The 19,234-nt window shown below is 60.1% G+C and carries 18 protein-coding genes and 1 tRNA gene; 6 read left to right on the top strand and 13 right to left on the bottom strand.

The window, feature by feature from the left end; translation table 11 throughout:
- Positions 1-71 precede the first annotated feature (71 nt).
- Together ribH and BHV64_RS05225 are read right to left on the bottom strand one after the other, a co-directional pair.
- On the bottom strand, positions 72-602 hold the full coding sequence (gene ribH / locus BHV64_RS05230) for a 6,7-dimethyl-8-ribityllumazine synthase (RefSeq protein WP_015547314.1): 531 nt from the start codon (positions 600-602) through the stop codon (positions 72-74).
- A 9-nt stretch (positions 603-611) separates the two neighbouring features.
- Entirely contained in the window at positions 612-1,295 is a 684-nt protein-coding gene (locus BHV64_RS05225) for a tetratricopeptide repeat protein (protein ID WP_015547313.1), read from the bottom strand.
- 105 nt (positions 1,296-1,400) lie between these two features.
- Here BHV64_RS05225 and recF point away from each other — a divergent pair, with 105 nt between their 5' ends.
- Together recF and BHV64_RS05215 are read left to right on the top strand one after the other, a co-directional pair.
- A complete protein-coding gene (gene recF, locus BHV64_RS05220) occupies positions 1,401-2,627 on the top strand; it encodes a DNA replication/repair protein RecF (protein WP_288115623.1) in 1,227 nt (408 codons plus the stop codon).
- A 35-nt stretch (positions 2,628-2,662) separates the two neighbouring features.
- A complete protein-coding gene (locus BHV64_RS05215) occupies positions 2,663-2,935 on the top strand; it encodes a DUF721 domain-containing protein (RefSeq protein WP_015547311.1) in 273 nt (90 codons plus the stop codon).
- 125 nt (positions 2,936-3,060) lie between these two features.
- Here BHV64_RS05215 and BHV64_RS05210 read toward each other — a convergent pair whose 3' ends face one another.
- From BHV64_RS05210 to BHV64_RS05200, 3 genes are all read right to left on the bottom strand, one after another.
- Entirely contained in the window at positions 3,061-4,260 is a 1,200-nt protein-coding gene (locus BHV64_RS05210; protein WP_217727468.1) for an OmpA family protein, read from the bottom strand.
- A gap of 171 nt (positions 4,261-4,431) precedes the next feature.
- The gene (locus BHV64_RS05205; RefSeq protein ID WP_149886001.1) at positions 4,432-6,984 is read right to left on the bottom strand and encodes an adenosylcobalamin-dependent ribonucleoside-diphosphate reductase; all 2,553 of its coding nucleotides are present in this window, start codon (positions 6,982-6,984) and stop codon (positions 4,432-4,434) included.
- Positions 6,985-7,177: 193 nt separating this feature from the next.
- Positions 7,178-7,552 carry a RidA family protein gene (locus BHV64_RS05200; RefSeq protein ID WP_015547309.1) on the bottom strand — a complete coding sequence of 125 codons (375 nt, stop codon included), beginning with the start codon at positions 7,550-7,552 and terminating at the stop codon, positions 7,178-7,180.
- Positions 7,553-7,758: 206 nt separating this feature from the next.
- Between BHV64_RS05200 and BHV64_RS05195 the strand changes: the two genes are divergently transcribed.
- A complete protein-coding gene (locus BHV64_RS05195) occupies positions 7,759-8,187 on the top strand; it encodes an META domain-containing protein (RefSeq protein ID WP_044054454.1) in 429 nt (142 codons plus the stop codon).
- Positions 8,184-8,672 carry an energy transducer TonB gene (locus tag BHV64_RS05190; protein WP_022061666.1) on the top strand — a complete coding sequence of 163 codons (489 nt, stop codon included), beginning with the start codon at positions 8,184-8,186 and terminating at the stop codon, positions 8,670-8,672. The genes BHV64_RS05195 and BHV64_RS05190 overlap by 4 nt, the downstream gene beginning before the upstream one ends.
- A 46-nt stretch (positions 8,673-8,718) precedes the next feature.
- On the opposite strand, the gene BHV64_RS05185 is transcribed toward BHV64_RS05190, so the two are convergent.
- From BHV64_RS05185 to BHV64_RS05165, 5 genes are all read right to left on the bottom strand, one after another.
- Complete coding sequence (locus tag BHV64_RS05185; protein ID WP_015547307.1) at positions 8,719-9,717, bottom strand: malate dehydrogenase; 999 nt, start codon at positions 9,715-9,717, stop codon at positions 8,719-8,721.
- 63 nt (positions 9,718-9,780) lie between these two features.
- A complete protein-coding gene (gene recR, locus BHV64_RS05180; RefSeq protein WP_288115622.1) occupies positions 9,781-10,377 on the bottom strand; it encodes a recombination mediator RecR in 597 nt (198 codons plus the stop codon).
- Positions 10,378-11,196, bottom strand: a complete 819-nt coding sequence (locus BHV64_RS05175) for a tetratricopeptide repeat protein (RefSeq protein ID WP_044054453.1) — start codon at positions 11,194-11,196, stop codon at positions 10,378-10,380.
- A 4-nt stretch (positions 11,197-11,200) separates the two neighbouring features.
- Positions 11,201-13,057 carry a BatD family protein gene (locus tag BHV64_RS05170; protein WP_217727469.1) on the bottom strand — a complete coding sequence of 619 codons (1,857 nt, stop codon included), beginning with the start codon at positions 13,055-13,057 and terminating at the stop codon, positions 11,201-11,203.
- Positions 13,058-13,528: 471 nt separating this feature from the next.
- On the bottom strand, positions 13,529-15,142 hold the full coding sequence (locus BHV64_RS05165) for a fumarate hydratase (RefSeq protein WP_118406828.1): 1,614 nt from the start codon (positions 15,140-15,142) through the stop codon (positions 13,529-13,531).
- 318 nt (positions 15,143-15,460) lie between these two features.
- On the opposite strand from BHV64_RS05165, the gene BHV64_RS05160 reads away from it, so the two are divergent.
- Positions 15,461-16,462 (top strand): class II fructose-bisphosphate aldolase, encoded by a 1,002-nt coding sequence (locus tag BHV64_RS05160; RefSeq protein ID WP_015547304.1) that lies wholly within the window; start codon positions 15,461-15,463, stop codon positions 16,460-16,462.
- A gap of 52 nt (positions 16,463-16,514) precedes the next feature.
- Here the strand turns inward: BHV64_RS05160 and BHV64_RS05155 are convergent, their stop codons facing one another.
- Genes BHV64_RS05155 through BHV64_RS05145 form a run of 3 tightly spaced genes read right to left on the bottom strand, consistent with a single transcriptional unit; the run spans position 16,515 to position 18,662 of the window.
- The gene (locus BHV64_RS05155; protein WP_153811585.1) at positions 16,515-16,688 is read right to left on the bottom strand and encodes a hypothetical protein; all 174 of its coding nucleotides are present in this window, start codon (positions 16,686-16,688) and stop codon (positions 16,515-16,517) included.
- Between the two features lie 17 nt (positions 16,689-16,705).
- Positions 16,706-17,665, bottom strand: a complete 960-nt coding sequence (locus tag BHV64_RS05150) for an alpha/beta hydrolase (protein WP_217727470.1) — start codon at positions 17,663-17,665, stop codon at positions 16,706-16,708.
- A gap of 46 nt (positions 17,666-17,711) precedes the next feature.
- Positions 17,712-18,662 (bottom strand): NAD-dependent epimerase/dehydratase family protein, encoded by a 951-nt coding sequence (locus BHV64_RS05145; RefSeq protein ID WP_022062618.1) that lies wholly within the window; start codon positions 18,660-18,662, stop codon positions 17,712-17,714.
- A gap of 114 nt (positions 18,663-18,776) precedes the next feature.
- Between BHV64_RS05145 and BHV64_RS05140 the strand changes: the two genes are divergently transcribed.
- Positions 18,777-18,848: transfer RNA gene (locus BHV64_RS05140), tRNA-Thr, on the top strand.
- Positions 18,849-19,234: the final 386 nt, after the last annotated feature.

The raw sequence follows: 19,234 nt of genomic DNA, 5'->3' as shown, positions 1-19,234 counted from the left end.
GAATGTACTTCGGTACTGTCCATCCGCCTCGTTTAAAGGATGTGCGAAAGATCGCCGCCAGAAAGCGGCAATCAGTTGATATTGCGCCGGTCGGGTTCGTGGTCGGGCGAAGCCGCCTCCATGTCGATCTGCAACTTCACCATGTTGATGGCCGTGGCCGCAGCCTCGTCGCCCTTGTTGCCGTGACGACCGCCGCAGCGGTCGAGGGCCTGCTGCATGTCGCCCACCGTCAGCACGCCGAAAGCGATGGGCATGTTCCACTGGATTTGCAGCTGCGTAATGCCCTGCGTCACGCCCTGACAGATGAAATCGAAGTGGCGCGTGTCGCCCTGGATAACGCATCCGAGAGCGATGACGGCGTCCACGTCGGTATACTCCGCGAAGAACTGCGCGCCGAGCGAAAGCTCGAACGTGCCCGGGACATATTTGACCTGAATATTCATATCGGGGCACCCGGCGGCACGCAGCGTGCGCACGGCTCCCTCCAACAGGGCCTCGGTGACCTCGCGGTTCCACTCGGCCACGACGATACCGAACCGCATGTCAGCGGCCGAAGGCAGGGGTGAGTCGAATTTGGAAAGGTTGTGATTCTTGGTCGCCATCGTCTTTCGCTATTTGATGCTGCCGAGCAGCTTTTCCGCATCGCGGGCCTCCATCGAGGCGGGATACGAAGTCAAAATCTCTTCATAGAAAGCCGCGGCTTTCTGCTCATTGCCCTGCGCCTGCTCCGCAAGACCTGCCTTGCGCAGGTACATCGGGGCCGTCAGGTTGTTGTCGGCGGCCTTCACGGCCTTCTCGTAGAACTTCACCGCCCTGGCGTAGTCCTGCTGCTCGACGGCGATATCGCCCTGCAAACCGTAGTTCTGTGCGTTGATCAGCTCCCCGGGGATACCTTTCAGCTGCGAGAACTTCGCCAGGTATTTGGCGGCGTTCTCCAGATCGCCCGTACGCAGGTAGCAGATGCCCGCATAATGCTTGGCGAGGTTGCCCGAAGGCGTCGAGCCGTACTTCTCGATCACGTCGAGGAAACCGGCCGCGTTGTCGTCGCCCAGCAGCGCCGTCTCGAAATCGGGGTTCTCGCCTTCGAAACGGTTCTGCGCCTCGGCGATCATCTCGGCGGCCTTCGTGGCGCGGGGCTGGAGGATCAGCGAGCGGTAGCCGAAAACGAGGGCTGCGAGGACGAGCAGACCGAGGAAAACGTAGGACATCGTCCGGCCGTTCCTCTCGAAAAACAACTCCGTTTTGTTCATTGCTTCGCCGAGGGTTTCCTGCTCGGCGACGTTCTGCTTTGCCATATTGCTTATTGTGTTATTAGTTTATAATTCGTACGATAGTTTGCAAAGATACAAAACTATTCACAATGTGCAATGTCGTGTCCGGATTTTTTGTATTTTTGTCCTATGCATCTGAAGAAAATAGCGCTGCTGAATTTCAAAAACATCTCCCAGGAGGAACTCGCGCTGTGCCCCGGCATCAACTGCCTGGTGGGCGACAACGGCGCGGGCAAAACCAACGTCGTGGACGCCGTTTACTACCTCTCGATGTGCAAGTCGTCGCTGCCGATGACCGACGGGCAGAGCATCCGCCACGGCGCCGACTTCTTCCTCGTCGAAGGGACCTATGCGAGCGATGCCGGCAAGCGGGAAACCATCGTGTGCAGCTTCTCGCGCAAGGGCGGCAAGGTGCTCAAGCGCAACGGCAAGGAGTACGAACGGCTTTCGGACCACGTGGGACTGATTCCCGCGGTGATCGTGTCGCCGGCCGACAGCGCGCTGATCTCGGACGCCGCCGACGAGCGCCGACGCTATCTCAACGCCTTCATTTCGCAGCTGGACCGCGCCTATCTCGGTTCGGTGATGCGTTACAACGCCGTGCTGGCCGAACGCAACCGCCTGCTGAAAACCCGGCCCGACGAAACCATGCTCCAAATCTACGACATGCAGCTGTGCGAACACGGCAAGGCCATCCACGCCCGGCGGCAGGAGTTCGCCGAGCGGCTGCAACCCGTGACCGCGGCCTATTACAGCATCCTCTCGGGCGACCGGGAGCAGGTCGAACTGCACTACAAATCGGAGCTGAACGACCGTCCGTTCGAGGAGATCCTGCTCGATGCGCGGCAGAAGGACATCGTCAACGAATTCACGACGGCAGGCATTCACCGCGACGACCTGGTGCTGAAAATCGGAGGTTATCCCCTGCGCAAATACGGGTCGCAGGGACAGCAGAAATCCTTCCTGATCGCCCTCAAACTGGCGCAGTACGCCGTCGTCGCCCAGACGAAGGGCGAACGCCCGATCCTGCTGCTGGACGACCTGTTCGACAAGCTCGACGCCGGGCGGGTCGAACAGTTGATCCGGCTGGTCTCGGACGACACCTTCGGGCAAATCCTGATCACCGACTGCAACCCGACACGCCTGAAACGGATTCTCGACAAGGCGGGCGGCGACTACACGCTCTTTTCAGTCGCCGAAGGCGCCGTGACGCAGGAGCGGGCCGCGGCGGAAGATTCGGCGGAAGGCCCGACCGGGAATGCAGCTGAAAACGCCGCAAACACCCCGGAGAACGCCTCGGGAAATGCAACGGAAGATTCCGCGAAAGACGCGGAAAAAGAGCGATCCGTACCCTAATCAACCGACGAACAGCCATGAGACGAACCAAAACCATGCTGATGGGCGACCTGCTGGAGGAGTTTTTCAAACGCCCCTACATCGCCGCGAAAGTCGCCGAAGGCAAACTGCCGGACACATGGCGCGAGATTGTCGGCGACCGCGCCGCGGATGTCACCACCGAATTGCGGCTCGAAAAGCACATCCTGTACGTACGCATACAGTCGAGCGTCCTGCGCTCGGAACTTTTCTACCAGCGCGAGGCGCTCAAGGAGGAGATAAACCGCCGTTCGGGCGTACGGCTCGTCAACGCCGTCATCATCCGGTAAGTCCGGGTTCGGCAAAAAAGCATACCTTATATAATATATATATGAAAAAAGATGCTCCCGCAAACGGAGCATCTTTTTCTCTATGGCGGGAAGGTTCCATTCGCCCTCCCCAATACGGCCCGGCCTTATTTGATGATCACGGCGCGGTTGGCCTTCTGGTTGTTCTCGTAAACATTGGCTGCGTTGCCCTTGCCTTCGTAGGTCAGCTGTTTGGGGTTCACGCCGCATTTTACGAGGAAGTCGTAAACGCTCTTGGCGCGGTTCTCGGCAACGCGCTTGTTGCCTGCCGCCGTACCCGTCTGCTGGTCGGCGTGGCCCTCGATCTTGTAGACCCGGTCTTTCGGACCGCTCTTGATCAGGTCGGCCATCAGTTCGAGGCGGGTCTTCTCCTTCGGCGTCAGCTTCGACATGCTGTAATCGTAGAAAATGATCGAAGTCGGGCTGAGGGTGTTCACTTTCTGTGCGGCAGCGGCCTCGGCGGCGGCTTTGGCAGCAGCGGCGGCGGCAGCGGCTTTAGCGGCGTCGGCCTCGGCCTCGGCAGCCTTCAGTCTGTTGGCCAGATCCGCATTCTCCGACCGGGCGGCTTCGAGGGCGGAATTGCCCGCAGCCACTGCATTCTGGAAAGCGCGGATGTCGTCGGCCGTATAGCCCGGAACGCCGCGCTCCCAGCCACGCTGGTTGAAGCGGTAGGTGATACCAGCCGTAGCGGAAAGTCCGGCCAGATAAGAACCGTTCATCTCCGCAGGGCAAATGCCCGACTTGGTGAGCAGCCCCTTGAGTTCGATATTGAAATCGAATGCGGGCGACAGGCGGAACTTGCTGAGCAGACCCGCCGTGAAGGCGAACTCCTGGCGCGAACCGGATGCATTCTCACGCTGGCTACGGTCCGTGAAGTTCGAAGCCATGTAACCGAAACCGGCGAACGGCACGGCATACCACGCACGGTCAGTACGGTAACCGCCGATCCAGTTCGAGGCGTTAACCATGAAATCCAAGTGTCCGAACATGTACGGCCACGTCATCTTGCCGATCTGGGAATCGAAATTGTTGAACCATCCGCCCTGCAATTGAGCGCGCATACCGAAGACCGGATGCACCCACTTCGTCACCGACAGGTTGCCCTCGAAACCGAAACGGTCGCCCCAAGAGCCGGAGTTACCGCCGTTGGAGAAGGCTGTGCCGGTTCCGAAACCGGCCGAAACCTCCCAATTATCCCAGAATCCGTTCGACACGAATCCGGCAACACTCGGCTTCTTCGGCGTTCCTTCGGCAAATGCGGCAGAGGCGAAAGCCACGAGCAAAACAGTCAAGAAAATCTTTCTCATAATATTCATCTTTAATACGTCTCACATACTTGTCGTAAAAGTACGCATTTTTTTCACAAAAACCATTCAAATCCGGTCAAAAAAACAGAAAAAAGAGAGTTTCGGAGACAAAGAAGCCCCAAATGCCTGGGCATTGGGGCTTTTTAGAACACAAATCAGGTAAAAAAAACATCAGCCGCACTTGGAATAGCCGCACGACATGCAGGTCAGACAGCCGTTCTGATAGGCCATATTTTCCTGTCCGCAGCTCGGGCATTTACCCTTGGATTTCGTGCCGTCGACGATATACTGTTTCAATGCACGGCACACGCCGGTCTTCCACGTGTTGATCGACTCGCTGTCCAGATGCAGGGACTCGATCAGCGACACGGTCTTCTCGATCGGCATGCCGTGACGCAGCACGCCCGAAATGAGCTTGGCGTAGTTCCAGAACTCTTCGTTGAACAGACGCGAAATGCCGCCGATGGTGTTCGTATAACCGTAACGGTCGGTGTACTGGAAATCATAGCGTTTCGTACCGTCCGCCTCGCGGACCTTAATGATGAAGCCTTTCTTGATCTTCGGGGGAATGAACATGGCGTCCTCTTCGATCTTACCCGTGAAGACCTCGTAGGGACGCCCGCCCTGCAAGCCCACGAAGGCGATCCAGTCCTCCGTGCCGTTCTTGAACCGCACGATGTCGGCAGGAATCGACTTGGGACGCTTCTGCACCTCGCCGGGATGCTCCTCGCACTTCTTCCGGCTCTTGGAGTTCTTCTCCAGCAGCACGCCGTCGCGGCAGCCGTCGCGGTAGACCGTGACGCCCTTGCAGCCGCACTCCCAAGCCGTGCGGTAAACATCGGCCACCAACGCCTCCGAGACGTTGTTCGGCAGGTTCACCGTCACCGAGATCGAATGGTCCACCCATTTCTGGATGGCGCCCTGCATCTTGACCTTGGCCACCCAGTCGATGTCGTTGGCCGTGGCGCCGTGGTAGGGCGACGCGGCGACCCACTCGTTCAGTTCGGCGTCGGAGATCGTCGCCAGCTTCGAGGTGTCGTATCCGCTGGCTTCCAGCCATTTGACGAAATTATGATGGTAAACGTTGTACTCCTGGAACTTTTCGCCCGTTTCGTCCTCGTAATCGACGTGGGTGTCCACGTCCGAAGGATTGATCTTGCGGCGGCGCTTGTAGACGGTGCGGAACACCGGCTCGATGCCCGAAGTGGTCTGCGACATGAGCGACGTGGTTCCCGTGGGCGCGATGGTCAGCATGGCGATATTGCGGCGGCCCACCTTCGCCATCTCCTCGTAGAGCGCCGGATCGGCCTCGCGGATACGGGCGATCATCGGGTTGTTCACCTCCTTCGCGGCGTCGTAAACCGGGAAGGCGCCGCGCTCGGCGGCCATCTTCACCGAAGCGCCGTAAGCCGCCAGAGCGAGGCACTTCTGCACCTCGACGGCGAAGTCGATCGCCTCCTGCGTGCCGTAGCGCAGACCCAGCGCGGCGAGCATGTCGCCCTCGGCCGTGATGCCCAGACCCGTACGGCGGCCCTTCCGCGCCATTTCGCGGATCTTCTTCCAAAGCTCCAGCTCCACGCGGCGCACATCCAGGTCTTCGGGGTCGGCGGCGATCTTCCCGATGATCTGTTCGACCTTTTCCAGTTCGAGGTCGATGATGTCGTCCATCATGTGCATCGCCTTGTATACGTGGTCCCTGAACTTGTCGAAATTGAACTTCGCATCGGCCTTGAACGGGTTGTCCACATAGCTCAACAGGTTCATCGCCAGCAGGCGGCACGAATCGTAGGGGCAGAGCGGGATCTCGCCGCAGGGGTTGGTCGAAACCGTCACGAAACCCTCGTCGGCATAGCAGTCGGGAATGCTTTCGCGGATGATCGTATCCCAGAACAGCACGCCCGGTTCGGCAGACTTCCACGCGTTGTGGATGATCTTCTCCCAGAGCTTCCGGGCGTCGATGTCCTGCTCGTATTTGGGGTTGTCCGACTTGATCGGGAACTGCTGGTGGTATTTCTTCCCGGCGAGAGCCGCACGCATGAAATCGTCGTCGATCTTGATCGAGACGTTGGCGCCCGTCACCTTGCCCGTGTCGACCTTGGCGTCGATGAACCGCTCGGCGTCGGGATGCTTGATCGACAGCGACAGCATCAGCGCGCCGCGCCGCCCGTCCTGCGCCACCTCGCGCGTCGAGTTCGAGTAACGCTCCATGAAGGGCACGATGCCCGTCGACGTGAGTGCCGAGTTGAGCACCGGGCTACCCGTGGGGCGGATGTGCGAAAGGTCGTGGCCCACGCCGCCGCGGCGTTTCATCAGCTGGACCTGCTCCTCGTCCATGCGGAAGATGCCGCCGTAGGAGTCGGCGGGGTTCTTATGGCCGATGACGAAGCAGTTCGACAGCGACGCCACCTGGAAATTGTTGCCGATGCCGGTCATCGGGCCGCCCTGCGGAATGACGTAACGGAAATGGTCGAGCAACGCGAAAACCTCCTCCTTCGGGAGCGGGTTCGGGTATTTTTGCTCGATGCGTTCGATTTCGGAAGCGATGCGCTCGTGCATCTCGCGCGGCGATTTCTCGTAGATGTTTCCGAAAGAGTCCTTGAGGGCGTACTTGCTGACCCACACCGTGGCGGCGAGGTCGTCCCCGTCGAAATACTTCTTCGACTCGGCAACCGCATCGTTGTAATTGACCTTCTGCGGCGTGTCGGCTTTGGTGGCTTTTGACATAACTATTTTCAGACTATTATTTCTATATTTTCAGATTTCAGGCGTCACGGCGGGCAAAACCCGGTTCTACAAAATTGCGGCTTTTCCGGATAAAAAGCCAGCATGAAGAGCCAAACTTATTCACAAAATATCTACAAAAGAGCAAAAGGCACGCCCCAGATACCCGGAGCGCGCCTTCGGTCCGAAGGCGGGATTATTTCACCGCCACGGCGTCGATTTCGACCAGCGCGCCCATCGGCAGCGCCGCGACCTGGTAGCACATGCGCGCCGGCATCTCCGAGGTGAAGAACTCCGCATAGACGGCATTCATGGCGGCGAAATCGCCGATCGACTGCAACAGGACCGTGGTTTTCACCACGTCGGAATAATCGTATCCGGCTTCGCGCAGAATATGGCCGAGGTTCGTGAGCGACCGGCGCGTCTGGGCCTCGATGCCTTCGTCCATCTTTCCGGACGCGGCGTCGATCGGGAGCTGTCCCGAAACATAGAGCGCGCCGCCGGCCTCGACGGCCTGCGAATAGGGACCCACGGCCTTGGGCGCATGGGGAGAAGCGATGATGGTTTTCATAAAAAATTATCTTGAAATTATTTAAGCCTTCGTGCTTTCAACCGCCGTACTCGCAGCCTCTGGCCGCATGTACAGGCCCGACCCTCCCTTGAATCCACGCCGAAGCGGGGACTTATATCCGCCTGCGGCGGAAATATCGGGTCCGGAAGTTGTACAAAGGTATAATTAATTCCCTATATTTGCCATATGATCCAAATGGAAAAACGATGAAGATTTTACTGAAAATTGCGATAGTCGCTGTCGCTGCGGCCTTTATGGCCGGATGCTGCAACTGCCGCTCCTACCAGAAAAAGACCCGCCGCCCGCTGGCGGGCACCGAGTGGCAGCTGATCCAGCTCGGCGGCAAGGCGGTCAAACCCGAGGAGGGCAAATTCACCGTCACGCTGCTCGCCGAAGGCAACCGCCTGACGGGCGTCGGGGCCTGCAACCGCCTGACGGGCGCCTACAAGACCGACGGGAAACGCACGCTGAAGATCGGGCCTCTGGCCGCGACGATGATGGCCTGCCCGGGCATGGACGAGGAGGACGCCTTCACCAAAATGCTCGAATCGGTGACCCATTACGACATGGACGGCCCGATGCTGCTGCTGTTGAGCGACGGCGAACTGCGCGCCGTGTTCCAGGCCAGGCCATGACGTTCCGGGGTCTGATCGGCGCCTGCGTCCTGCTCACCGCCCCGGCGGCGGCTTTCGGACAAAAACCTACCGCGGCAAAGCAGCCGGTGGCGGCAGATTCGGCAGCGGCACAGCCGGCGGAAAAACAGCCGGCGGCCCGGATCGTCGTATTTCGCGATTCGCTCGTTCTCATACATTGCGACACGCCGCCCCTGTTCCGGGAAGGCGACATCCGAACATTCCGCGAGTGGGTGAACGAACAGGTCCGGAATGTCCGGATCGTCATCGGCTGCCCACCCTTTCCACCCCGCGTGGTGGTTTCGTTCGTGATCGGCACGACGGGGCGGCTGACCGGCATTCGTGTCCTGCAATCGCCCGACAGCAAGTTATCCGCCGAAGCGGTCCGGGCGCTTGAAAGCTCCCCGCACTGGAAGCCGGGAGAGCTGTACGGACGAAAGGTCCCCGTGGAAATCACAATTCCCGTGGACTTCCGCTCGTCCAATTAAAAAAGGACCGGATGCATCCGGTCCTTTTTCAGTTTTGCATTGCCCGCTATTTCAGGTGCGGATTCAGGCGGCCCCACTCGCCGACGGGAGGCAGAATGCCCATCGCGATCACCTCGTCGCGCAGTTTGCAGAGGTGTTCGTAACTCTCCGTCAGTTTTTGGCGCTCCCCGGCCGTGCCCTGCACGTTCTTATACGACACGCCCTCCTTCGTGATGACGGTCTCCATCGCCATGAGGATGTGCTTGAACTCGTCGTTGTGGACGAATACGCCGGCGGGATAGGTGAACGGCTTGCCGCCCATCGCCGCCGCGATCATCGAGATCGAGATATAGGCCGGACTCTGGAACGACGAACGGCCGCGCAGGTCGATGATGTGCTTGCCGCCCTGGATCACCCGCTGTTGCAGGTCGGCCCAGTCGCCCTCGGGCATTTCTTTGCCGATCAGCTCCGAAAGGGGCCGTCCGGCGACGAGCGTCGTCGAGGCGAAGACCGCCATCTGCTCGCCGTGGCCGCCGTAGGTGCGGCAGTTGCGGATTTCGTCGGGCGAGATTTTGAAATATTTGGCCAGTTCCGAACGCAGGCGCGTGGAGTCCAGCGCCGCGAGGGTCGAAACCTGCGAAGGCTTCAGCCCCGCATAGATCAGCGTGATCAGTCCCGTGATGTCGGCCGGATTGAAGACCACCACGACGTGCTTCACGTCCGGACAATAGGACTTGATGTCCTTGCCGAACTGTTCGGCGATCTGGGCGTTGCCTTTCAGCAGATCCTCGCGCGTCATGCCCGCCTTGCGGGCCGCGCCGCCCGACGACACGACGTAAGCCGCATCGGTCAGCGCCTCGCGGATGTCGGTCGTCCACGTGATGTTCGCCCCCTCGAAGGCGCAGTGGTAAAGCTCCTCGGCCACGCCCTCCAGCGCCGGTCCATACGGATCGTAGAGGCAAATGTTCGGCGTCAGGCGCATCATCAGCGCCGTCTGCGCCATGTTCGAGCCGATCATGCCGGCCGCACCCACGATGGTGAGTTTCTCGTTCGTTACAAAGTCCATAGTGTTGTTATTTTATTGAAACCACAAATTCGTCCCCTAAAACCCGCCTCCCGAGCGGGCCGGCTACTCGATCTCCCGGCGGTTCATCAGCGCGTGGGTGATCGTCAGTTCGTCGACATACTCCAGTTCGTCGCCGAAACCGATACCGCGCGCGATCGACGTAACTTTCAGCCCCGGGAACTGCCGCAGGCGGTTCATCAGGTAGAAAAGCGTCGTCTCCCCTTCGACCGAAGTCGAGATGGCGAGGATCACCTCCTTCCCCCCGCCGCGGGCGATCCGTTCGCACAGCAGGTCGATCTTCAGGTCCGAGGGCGAGATGCCCTGCATGGGCGAGATGACGCCGCCCAGCACGTGGTACATCCCCCGGTACTGGCGCGTGTTCTCGACCGACAGCACATCGGCCACCTGCTCCACGACGCAGATCGTCGCATGGTCCCGTTCCCGGTCGGCGCAGATCGGACACACCTCCTCGTCGGAGAGGTTGTTGCACTGCGAACAGTAGCGGATCTCGTTGCGGAACCGGTCGATGCTCTCCGTCATCTCGGCCACCGAATCCCGCTCCATGCGCAGGATGTGGATGGCCAGGCGCAACGCCGTGCGGCGTCCCACGCCCGGAAGCTTCGAAAGTTCGCCGACGACGTCCTGTAAAAGTTTCGACATTTAAATCGTTTCGACGGTTTTACATTCGAGCCACCCCTTCTTGCCGTCGGCAATGGTGATCTCGCACCAGTTGTCGAGGCGGTCGGTGATCTCGACGAGCGTCCCCTCGTGCAGCACGAAGAGGTCGGTCGCCGACTTGTCGGGCGAACTCTTCACGGCCGTCGAGAGCGACATCACGACGGCCTGCGTGTCGTCGAGCATCTCGCGCCGCTCGCCCATGGCGAACCAGCTCGTGAGCATGAAGACCGCCGCAGCGACGAGAGTTCCGTAGAACCCCGCCTTGCGCAACGGCAAACGCTGTGCCAACAGGTAGGCGAGGAACAGCGCCAGGGCGCAGACCAACGCCGCGAGCGAGAAGACGCTCCACGCCGTGCAGCTCATCAGACGGCGCACGCCGCGCATCCATTCGGTGAAGAAAAATTCGGGTATCTGCTCGATGTTGTCCTTCGTGCGGGCCTCGGCGACGCTCAAATTATAGCGGATGTCGTCGTTGCCGGGAGCCAGCCGCAAGGCCCGGTGGTAGAAAAGGATCGACTTGCCCAGCCGCCCCTCCTTGAAACAGGCGTTGGCCAGGTTGTAATAGAGTTTCATGGAACTCAATCCGCGGGCGAGAATCTGCTCGTAGAACTCCGCGGCGGCGTGGAAGTCGCCATTGATATAGGCCGTGTTGGCGCGGTCCCACAACTGCTCGGGCGACGCCTCGGCAGCGGGTTCCGGAGCCGCCGTCACGGCAGGCTGCGCCAGCGTGTCGGCTCCCTCCTGCGCATGCGCGCAGAGCATGCCGGACAGCAGGATCAGGAATAGGGTCAATCGTTTCATAACACTATCGTTTTATCACCGATTCGATGCGAGAGATCAGGTTCACGCCCTCGGAATAGACGTCGTTCATGCGGGCCGACTCGACGGGCGAATACTGCGCCTCGTCGCACCGGGTGATGATGTCCGTGAAACGCTGCGAGTCCTCGGACGAAACGCCCCGTTTGTGCAGCTCCTCGCGGACATTCTCCTTGGTGAGGTTGGCCACCGGGATGTTGAACTTGTCGCTCATGTACCCCCACAGCGCGCGGAGCATCTCCTCGTAGAAGGCATGCCGGTTCTGCTCCTCCATATACCGCTTCGCGGCGCGGAACCGCTGCACGGCGACCTTGTTGGCCCGCTTGCCCCGCACGAGGGCGACGTTCTGCGATTCGCGGATCTGCTTGCGCAGCGCCACGTAGATCATCGTGAAAAGCGCCAGCACACCTAACAGAAGAATCCAGTAGGCGGCGCTGAAGATGAACGGCACGCGCTCGGAGCGCAGCTGCGCCCCGCCCAGCTTGATGAAGCGGATGTCCTGGCCCAGCATCTTCACCTCCTCCTTCGACATGCCGCGCCCCTGCATCACCACCGCATCGCCTCCGCCGCGGGCATCGGGCGTGATTTCGAGCGTCAGCGGCTTCGATTTCAGCGTCACGTACTGCACCCGCTGGGGGTCGAAGTAGGTGAACTCGATGGGTTCGAGGTCGTAAGCGCCCTCGGCCCGTGCGATGAAGGGATATTCGAACTGGCGGTAGCCGGAGATGCCCGAGGCCGACGTGTTGATCGACTCGGTGGTCTTGACGTTATACTGCTCGAACGAGGTCGGCAGCGGCAGTTTCGGGGCCTGCACGAAGGTGAGGTTGCCCGTGCCGGAAATCTTCACCGTGACCGTCGCGCCCGAATTGGCCGCGATCCGTTCCGAAGGGAACTGGGTGTCCATCGTGAAATTGCCCACAGCGCCGCTGAAGCTGGCCGGAGCACCTGCCGGAAGCGCTTTCACTTGGACCGTGGCCCGCTGGCTCTGCACCTTGCGCGGAACGTTGAACACCTCGCGGCCGCCCCCGAAGAAGGGATCGGCATGGCGGCTCTGCACCACGACCTGCGCCACGACGGTCATGTCCACAGGGTCGATCGTGAGCGAGCCGACCTGCTGCGGATAGAGCAGGTAGTCGTACAGCACACGCGTTTCGTACACCTTCCCGGCATAGGTCTCGCGCCCCACGCGGGCCGAATTGGGATCGGAGAGGTCCTGCGACCAGAAACCGTTGAACGACGGAGCCGACTCGGGAACGATGTTGACATAAGGAACCCGCGTATAGAGCTTGAAAGCCACGTGCAGGGGTTCGTTCTTGTAGACCGACGAGCGCGACACGACGGCCCGGAGCAGAATATCGTCCTTGCCGATCCGGCTCTGGGCATCGGCCTGCGTATCGTCCGCACGGTTCGAACCGCCCTGCTGCTGTTGCGCCCGGGAGCCTTCGCCCTCGTTCACGATCTCGATGGGCAGCGGCCGGGTCCGGTAGGACGAGCCGTCGACCTTGACCTCCGCGGCGCCGATGGTCACGTTGCCCGCGGCCTGCGGCAGCAGCACGAAAGTGTAGGTATAGCTGACGCTCTTGGTCATCGAGCCGTTGACGATCTGGACCGACGACCCCTGCGAGATGGCAGGTCCCGCCAGCACGTCGAATCCCTCGAACGAAGGCGCCTTGAAAGTATCCCCGTCGGGTTTGGCGTTCAGGGCGAATTCCACGCGGAACGCCTCGCCGACGGCGACCGTCAGCGGCGAGTTGGCTTCAAAAGTGACCTTCTCGGCAGCGGATGCCGAGAAGATCGCCAGCACGAAGAGTGCTGTCAGGGATATTTTTGCAACAAAGTCTCTCATCACAAAACGATATGTCTGTCAATTCGCACCGCACCCCGTACCGGCCGGCCGCTGTCGCCGCCGGCGTTTGCCGATCCGGCTCCGCACGGCCAAAAGCCGGAACCAAGGGGCGGCGCCCGGTCCGCCGGGATACGGACCCGGCTCCACGCACCCTCTTCCGAAAGCCGTCTCTCAAACGGCCACAGGGAGGGGCTTGTCGCGGCGCGACCGGAATTTCGCCCGGATTATCTGCCGGATTTCATACCTTACGACGGTCTTTTTTACAATTTTACAACGCAAAGTTTTGCGCGTTAGTATTTTTTCATGCAACTAATTTACACCTGCCGTCCGAAACGCCAATTTTGCCGCTTGCGCCACCAAGCCCCTCCCTGAAGGAGGGGTTTGGGGTGAGGTCGGATTGGCAAACGGCGCCGCAGGCGGCGACAACACCAATCGGGAGCGGGAAACAGTGCATGGTATAAACGACCGTTCTTAATGCTTGAAATCGGCGAAAAAGTCGTTCCCCTTGTCATCGACGATGATGAACGCCGGGAAGTTCTCGACATAGATCTTGCGCACGGCCTCCATGCCCAGTTCGGGGAAGTCCACGACCTCGACCGACTTGATGGAGTTCTTCGCCAGGATCGCTGCCGGGCCGCCGATCGAACCGAGGTAGAAACCGCCGTGTTTGCGGCAGGCGTCGGTCACCTGCTGCGAGCGGTTGCCCTTGGCCACCATCACCAGCGAACCGCCCTGCGACTGGAACAGGTCGACGTAGGGATCCATGCGCCCGGCCGTCGTGGGGCCGAACGAACCCGAAGCCATGCCCTGCGGCGTCTTGGCCGGACCGGCGTAGTAAACCGGATGCTTCTTGAAGTATTCGGGCATCGGCTTGCCCTCGTCGAGCATCTGCTTGATGCGGGCGTGGGCGATGTCGCGGGCGACGATCAGCGTGCCGCGCAGATTCAGGCGCGTCTTGATCGGGTATTTCGTGAGAATCGCACGCACCTTGTCCATGCCCTCGTCGAGGTCGATGTCCACGGCCGGGGACATCGAGGGAGCCTCGGTCGGCAGGAAGCGCGCGGGATTCTTCTCCAGCTCTTCGAGGAAGATGCCCTCGGGCGTGATCTTGGCCTTGATGTTGCGATCGGCCGAGCAGCTCACGCCGATGGCCACGGGGCACGAAGCCGCATGGCGCGGAGCGCGGATCACCCGCACGTCGTGCACGAGGTACTTGCCGCCGAACTGGGCGCCGACGCCGCTCTCGCGGCAGATTTTCAGCACCTTCTCCTCCCATTCCAGGTCGCGGAAGCAGCGGCCGCCCTCGTTGCCCGAGGTGGGCAGCTCGTCGAGGTAGCCGGCCGAAGCCTTCTTCACCGTCGAAAGGCACATCTCGGCCGACGTGCCGCCGATGCAGATGGCCAGGTGGTAGGGCGGGCAGGCCGACGTGCCGAGGTCGAAGATATGCTGTTGGATGAATTTCGTGAGCGACTCCTCGTTCAGCAACGCTTTGGTCTGCTGGTAGAGGAAGGTCTTGTTGGCCGAGCCGCCGCCCTTGGTGATGAAGAGGAACTCGTACTCCATGCCGGGCTTGCCGCCGTAGATGTCGATCTGCGCGGGAAGGTTCGTGCCCGAGTTCTTCTCGTCGGTCATCGTAAAGGGAACCACCTGCGAATAGCGCAGGTTACGGTCCTTGTAGGTCTCGTAAACGCCCCGGGCGATGCACTCGGCGTCGTCGGCCCCCGTCCAGACATCCTCGCCCTTGTGGCCGATGCAGATGGCCGTGCCGGTGTCCTGGCAGGTGGGCAGTTCGCCTTCGGCCGAGACGGTCTGGTTCAGCAGCATCGTGTAGGCCACGAACTTGTCGTTGTCGGTGGCTTCGGGGTCTTCGAGAATGTTGCGCAGTTTCTGGAGATGCGCGGCGCGCAGGTAGAACGACACGTCGGCATAAGCCTCCTTCGAAAGCAGTTCGAGGCCCTTGGGATCGACCTTGAGGATCTTGCGTCCGTCGCACTCCACGACCTTCACGTACTCCTTCGTCAAAAGACGGTACTTGGTTTTGTCTTCCCCCACGGGGAACGGCTCCTGATAGATGAAATCTGCCATAGTATTTATAATGTTTGTATGTTGCTTCCTGTCTGCCCGCCGCGGACCGCCGTCCATTCGCGGCCTTCAGCCGCGCCTGCAAATCCGGCCCGCCCGAAACCCGTTCCCGGGAAGGACTTGCCGCATGCGGCCGGAAAATGCGGTCGCATGTCCCGCCCATCCGAAAATCCCTGCAAATTTACGAAAAACAATCCGGATTGTACAACGATTTCCCGGTTCGTCTGTTATTTTTTTCACAAAAAAGGCCTGTTATTTAGAATTTTTAGTAAATTTGTGCGGTTTTTTGAGTGCAACAAATTCACTAATATTTCAAATACTATGGTATCGTACAAAGATCTGGGTCTTGTGAACACGCGCGAGATGTTCGCCAAGGCCATCAAAGGAGGTTACGCCGTTCCGGCATTCAACTTCAACAACATGGAGCAGCTCCAGGCTATCGTCATGGCTGCCGCCGAGACCAAGTCGCCCGTCATCCTCCAGGTATCGAAGGGTGCGCGCAACTACGCCAACCAGACCCTGCTGCGCTACATGGCCGAAGGAGCCGTGGAGTACGCCAAGGAACTGGGCTGGGCCAAACCCCAGATCGTACTGCACCTCGACCACGGAGATTCGTTCGAACTGTGCAAGAGCTGCGTGGACATGGGATTCTCGTCGGTGATGATCGACGGCTCGGCGCTCCCCTACGACGAGAACGTCGCCCTGACGAAGCGGGTCGTGGAGTACGCTCACCAGCACGACGTGACGGTCGAAGGCGAACTGGGCGTGCTGGCCGGCGTCGAGGACGAGGTAGCTTCCGAAGTCAGCCACTACACCAAGCCCGAAGAGGTCGTTGACTTCGTGACCAAGACGGGCGTCGATTCGCTGGCCATCTCGATCGGCACCTCGCACGGAGCCTACAAGTTCACCCCCGAGCAGTGCACCGTAGATCCCAAGACGGGCCGTCTGGTTCCGCCTCCCCTGGCTTTCGACGTACTGGCCGCCATCGAGAAGGAGCTTCCGGGCTTCCCCATCGTGCTGCACGGTTCGTCGTCGGTTCCCCAGGAGGAAGTCGAGACGATCAACAAGTACGGCGGTGCGCTGAAGGCTGCCGTGGGCATTCCCGAGGAGGAGCTTCGCCAGGCCGCCAAGAGCGCCGTCTGCAAGATCAACATCGACTCCGACTCGCGTCTGGCCATGACCGCCGCCATCCGCGAGGTCTTCGCCACCAAACCCGCCGAGTTCGACCCCCGCAAGTACCTGGGTCCCGCCCGCGACAACATGAAGAAGCTCTACATCCACAAGATCAAGGAGGTTCTCGGTTCGGACGGCAAAGCCGAATAAGAGATTCCCGCCGGAAGGAGCGTTCCTTCCGACAAACGAAAAAACCGGAGGTTCAGACCTCCGGTTTTTTCGTTCGTCCAACGGCTCCCGTCAGGACCGTCCCTTTCACGCAGTTCTCGGCGGCCGGGCGGTAAAGCCGCCCGCGCACTTCGGCCGGGAGTTTCCCGACGGTCTCCGCCAGAATCCGGCAGAAGGCCTGCGCCTGCTGCAAATCACACGCTTCCACATCGAGGGCGGCTCAATTCACTCCGGCCGGCCGCCGATATACCGCCCCACGAACGCCCCGACGCGGCGCGTGTACTCCTCCCGGTTGTCGCGGTACGAATTGGCATGCGACGCTCCCGGAACCACCCACAGCTCCTTGTCGCCGGGCTTGGCCCCGTAAAGCGGATAGACCATCCGCGTCGGCACGTAATCGTCGGCGTCGCCGTGGATGAACAGCATCGGCAGCCGGCTCTTCTTCACCTGCTCCAGCGACGAAGCCTCGCCGAAAGTCCAGCCGTATTTCAGGCCGCACAGCCAGCTCGCCGCGTCGAGCAGCGGAAAGGCCGGAAGCCCGAACTGCTCTTTAAGCTCTTTCGAAAACTGGTCCCGGACGCTCGTATAGCCGCAATCCTCGACGAAACATTTCACATAGGGCTGCTGCTCCTCGCCCGAGACCATCATGGTCGTCGCCGCGCCCATCGAAATCCCGTGGACCACCATCCGGGTGTCGCCGCCGAAGATGTCGTTGGCAATGTCCATCCACCGCAGCACGTCGAAGCGGTCCTTCCACCCCATCCGGATGGCACGGCCTTCGCTCTGCCCGTGGTAATAAAGGTCCGGCAGCAGGATGTTGCAGCCCAGGTCGCGGTTGTAGAGATAGCCGATCATCAGCATCCGCACGGCGTTGTCCGTATAGCCGTGGACGATCACCGCCGTCCGGTCCGTCGGACGGGGAGCCGCCGCATAGATCGCGTGCAGTCGTTCGCCTTCCGATCCGAGAATCACCGTGTCGCGCAAGGCCCCGGTGCGCTCCAGACTGTCGACCCACGGCCGCAGGAAAGGATATTCGCCGTACATATATTCATACGACGAAGCGTTCTTGGCCCGCATCGTCGCATCGGGCCGGAGCGAATAGGAGAGCATGTAGAGACTGCCGCCCGCGACAATTGCCGCAAGCAACAGCACAGAGACAACGACGATCCGGACAATTCGTTTCATAGGCTGTTCAGTTGCCGAAGCGGCCGAAATCGCCGCCTCTTTTCACTTATTCCGCACCCAGCTTCGCGCGGATGTGCGCCAGCATGTCGTCGGTCATGCGCGAGAGGTCCCACTCGGGCCGCCAGCCCCACTCCTCGCGGGCGCAGGTGTCGTCCAGCGAATTGGGCCAGCTCTCGGCGATCTCCTTCTTCACGGGATCGACGTTGTAGTCCATCGTGAAGGCAGGCAGACGCTTTTTGATCTCGGCGCAGATGATCTCGGGCGTGAAGCTCATCGACGCGAGGTTGAAGCTGTTGCGGTGGATCAATTTCGCAGGGTCGGCCTCCATCAGTTCGACGCAGGCGCGCAGGGCGTCGGGCATGTAGATCATATCCATGTAGACGTCCGACGGAACGGGACAGGTGAATTTGCCGCTCCGGATCGCCTCGTAATAAATCTCCACGGCGTAGTCGGTCGTACCGCCGCCGGGCAGCGTGACGCTCGATATGATGCCCGGGAAACGCACCGAACGGGTGTCGACGCCGTATTTGTGGTGGTAGTAGTTCCCGAGCAGTTCGCCCGTGACCTTGCAGATGCCGTAGATCGTCGTCGGCTGCATGATCGTGTCCTGCGGGGTTTTGTCCTTGGGCGACGACGGCCCGAAGGCGCCGATCGACGAGGGGGTGAACAGCGCGCAATGGTGCTGCCGGGCCACTTCGAGCGAATTGTTGAGCGCCCCCATGTTGACGTTCCAGGCCATCTGGGGATTGCGTTCGCCGACGGCCGACAGCAGGGCCACGAGGTTGAAGATCGTGTCGATGCGGTGACGGGCCACGACCGAGGCCATGGCCGTTGCGTCGAGGGCGTTGAGCACCTCGAAAGGACCGTCCCCGGCCAGCGACCGGCACTCGCGCATGTCGGTAGCGACGACGTTCGAGCCGCCGTAGATACTGCGCAGGTAAACGGTCAGTTCGGAACCGATCTGACCGCCTGCGCCTACTATTAAGATGCGTTTCATCTGGTTTTTATTATGATTTGGTAGTAAAGGTAGAAAATAATTATGAAAAGTGTACAAATTTTTGGTCTTTTCATTTTTCTTATGTACTTTTGCACCACTCGAAAGAGAAATGTTGCTGACATAGCTCAGTGGTAGAGCACTTCCTTGGTAAGGAAGAGGTCCCGGGTTCAAGTCCCGGTGTCAGCTCGAGGAATCAAGCGGTTACCGAACAGGGCAGCCGCTTTTTTCATGCACATAGGGCAAAAAGGCCCGATTCGGGACGATTTTTCGCCCGAATCCTGACAGATCGGGACGCGCGCCGCAAACAACGCAAATCCAGGTCTATCCGCATTTACGTTGCGCCTCGTCATCTGATGTCCGTCATGCTATAAATAGGAGCGGAACAATCAATCGCAAAGGCGGCAAAGAGTCATCCCATATCTCCGGGATACTGCTTTTCAGGGTCCGGCTCCGCTCTTTCATCAGCAAACGAGCATTGCAATATCGTATTGCCCAATTTACCAAACGAGACTGACGGATACTGATTCAGCACTGATTACAAACAAATCAGATCATTTTTCAATTTACATTTT

The organism is Alistipes sp. 56_sp_Nov_56_25, assembly GCF_001915285.1.
Lineage (GTDB): Bacteria > Bacteroidota > Bacteroidia > Bacteroidales > Rikenellaceae > Alistipes > Alistipes shahii.
This window is presented reverse-complemented; position numbering and strand designations above follow the sequence as displayed.

Bases quoted from the DNA above. Each gene is read 5' to 3' on its own strand.
- BHV64_RS05210 (WP_217727468.1), bottom strand. From the start codon at position 4,260: ATGAGAAAGATTTTCTTGACTGTTTTGCTCGTGGCTTTCGCCTCTGCC.
- BHV64_RS05150 (WP_217727470.1), bottom strand. From the start codon at position 17,665: ATGAAACGAATTGTCCGGATCGTCGTTGTCTCTGTGCTGTTGCTTGCG.
- recR (WP_288115622.1), bottom strand. From the start codon at position 10,377: ATGTCGAAACTTTTACAGGACGTCGTCGGCGAACTTTCGAAGCTTCCG.
- BHV64_RS05190 (WP_022061666.1), top strand. From the start codon at position 8,184: ATGACGTTCCGGGGTCTGATCGGCGCCTGCGTCCTGCTCACCGCCCCG.
- BHV64_RS05165 (WP_118406828.1), bottom strand. From the start codon at position 15,142: ATGGCAGATTTCATCTATCAGGAGCCGTTCCCCGTGGGGGAAGACAAA.
- recF (WP_288115623.1), top strand. From the start codon at position 1,401: ATGCATCTGAAGAAAATAGCGCTGCTGAATTTCAAAAACATCTCCCAG.
- BHV64_RS05145 (WP_022062618.1), bottom strand. From the start codon at position 18,662: ATGAAACGCATCTTAATAGTAGGCGCAGGCGGTCAGATCGGTTCCGAA.
- BHV64_RS05160 (WP_015547304.1), top strand. From the start codon at position 15,461: ATGGTATCGTACAAAGATCTGGGTCTTGTGAACACGCGCGAGATGTTC.
- ribH (WP_015547314.1), bottom strand. From the start codon at position 602: ATGGCGACCAAGAATCACAACCTTTCCAAATTCGACTCACCCCTGCCT.
- BHV64_RS05195 (WP_044054454.1), top strand. From the start codon at position 7,759: ATGAAGATTTTACTGAAAATTGCGATAGTCGCTGTCGCTGCGGCCTTT.
- BHV64_RS05215 (WP_015547311.1), top strand. From the start codon at position 2,663: ATGCTGATGGGCGACCTGCTGGAGGAGTTTTTCAAACGCCCCTACATC.
- BHV64_RS05175 (WP_044054453.1), bottom strand. From the start codon at position 11,196: ATGAAACGATTGACCCTATTCCTGATCCTGCTGTCCGGCATGCTCTGC.
- BHV64_RS05225 (WP_015547313.1), bottom strand. From the start codon at position 1,295: ATGGCAAAGCAGAACGTCGCCGAGCAGGAAACCCTCGGCGAAGCAATG.
- BHV64_RS05200 (WP_015547309.1), bottom strand. From the start codon at position 7,552: ATGAAAACCATCATCGCTTCTCCCCATGCGCCCAAGGCCGTGGGTCCC.
- BHV64_RS05170 (WP_217727469.1), bottom strand. From the start codon at position 13,057: ATGAGAGACTTTGTTGCAAAAATATCCCTGACAGCACTCTTCGTGCTG.
- BHV64_RS05185 (WP_015547307.1), bottom strand. From the start codon at position 9,717: ATGGACTTTGTAACGAACGAGAAACTCACCATCGTGGGTGCGGCCGGC.
- BHV64_RS05205 (WP_149886001.1), bottom strand. From the start codon at position 6,984: ATGTCAAAAGCCACCAAAGCCGACACGCCGCAGAAGGTCAATTACAAC.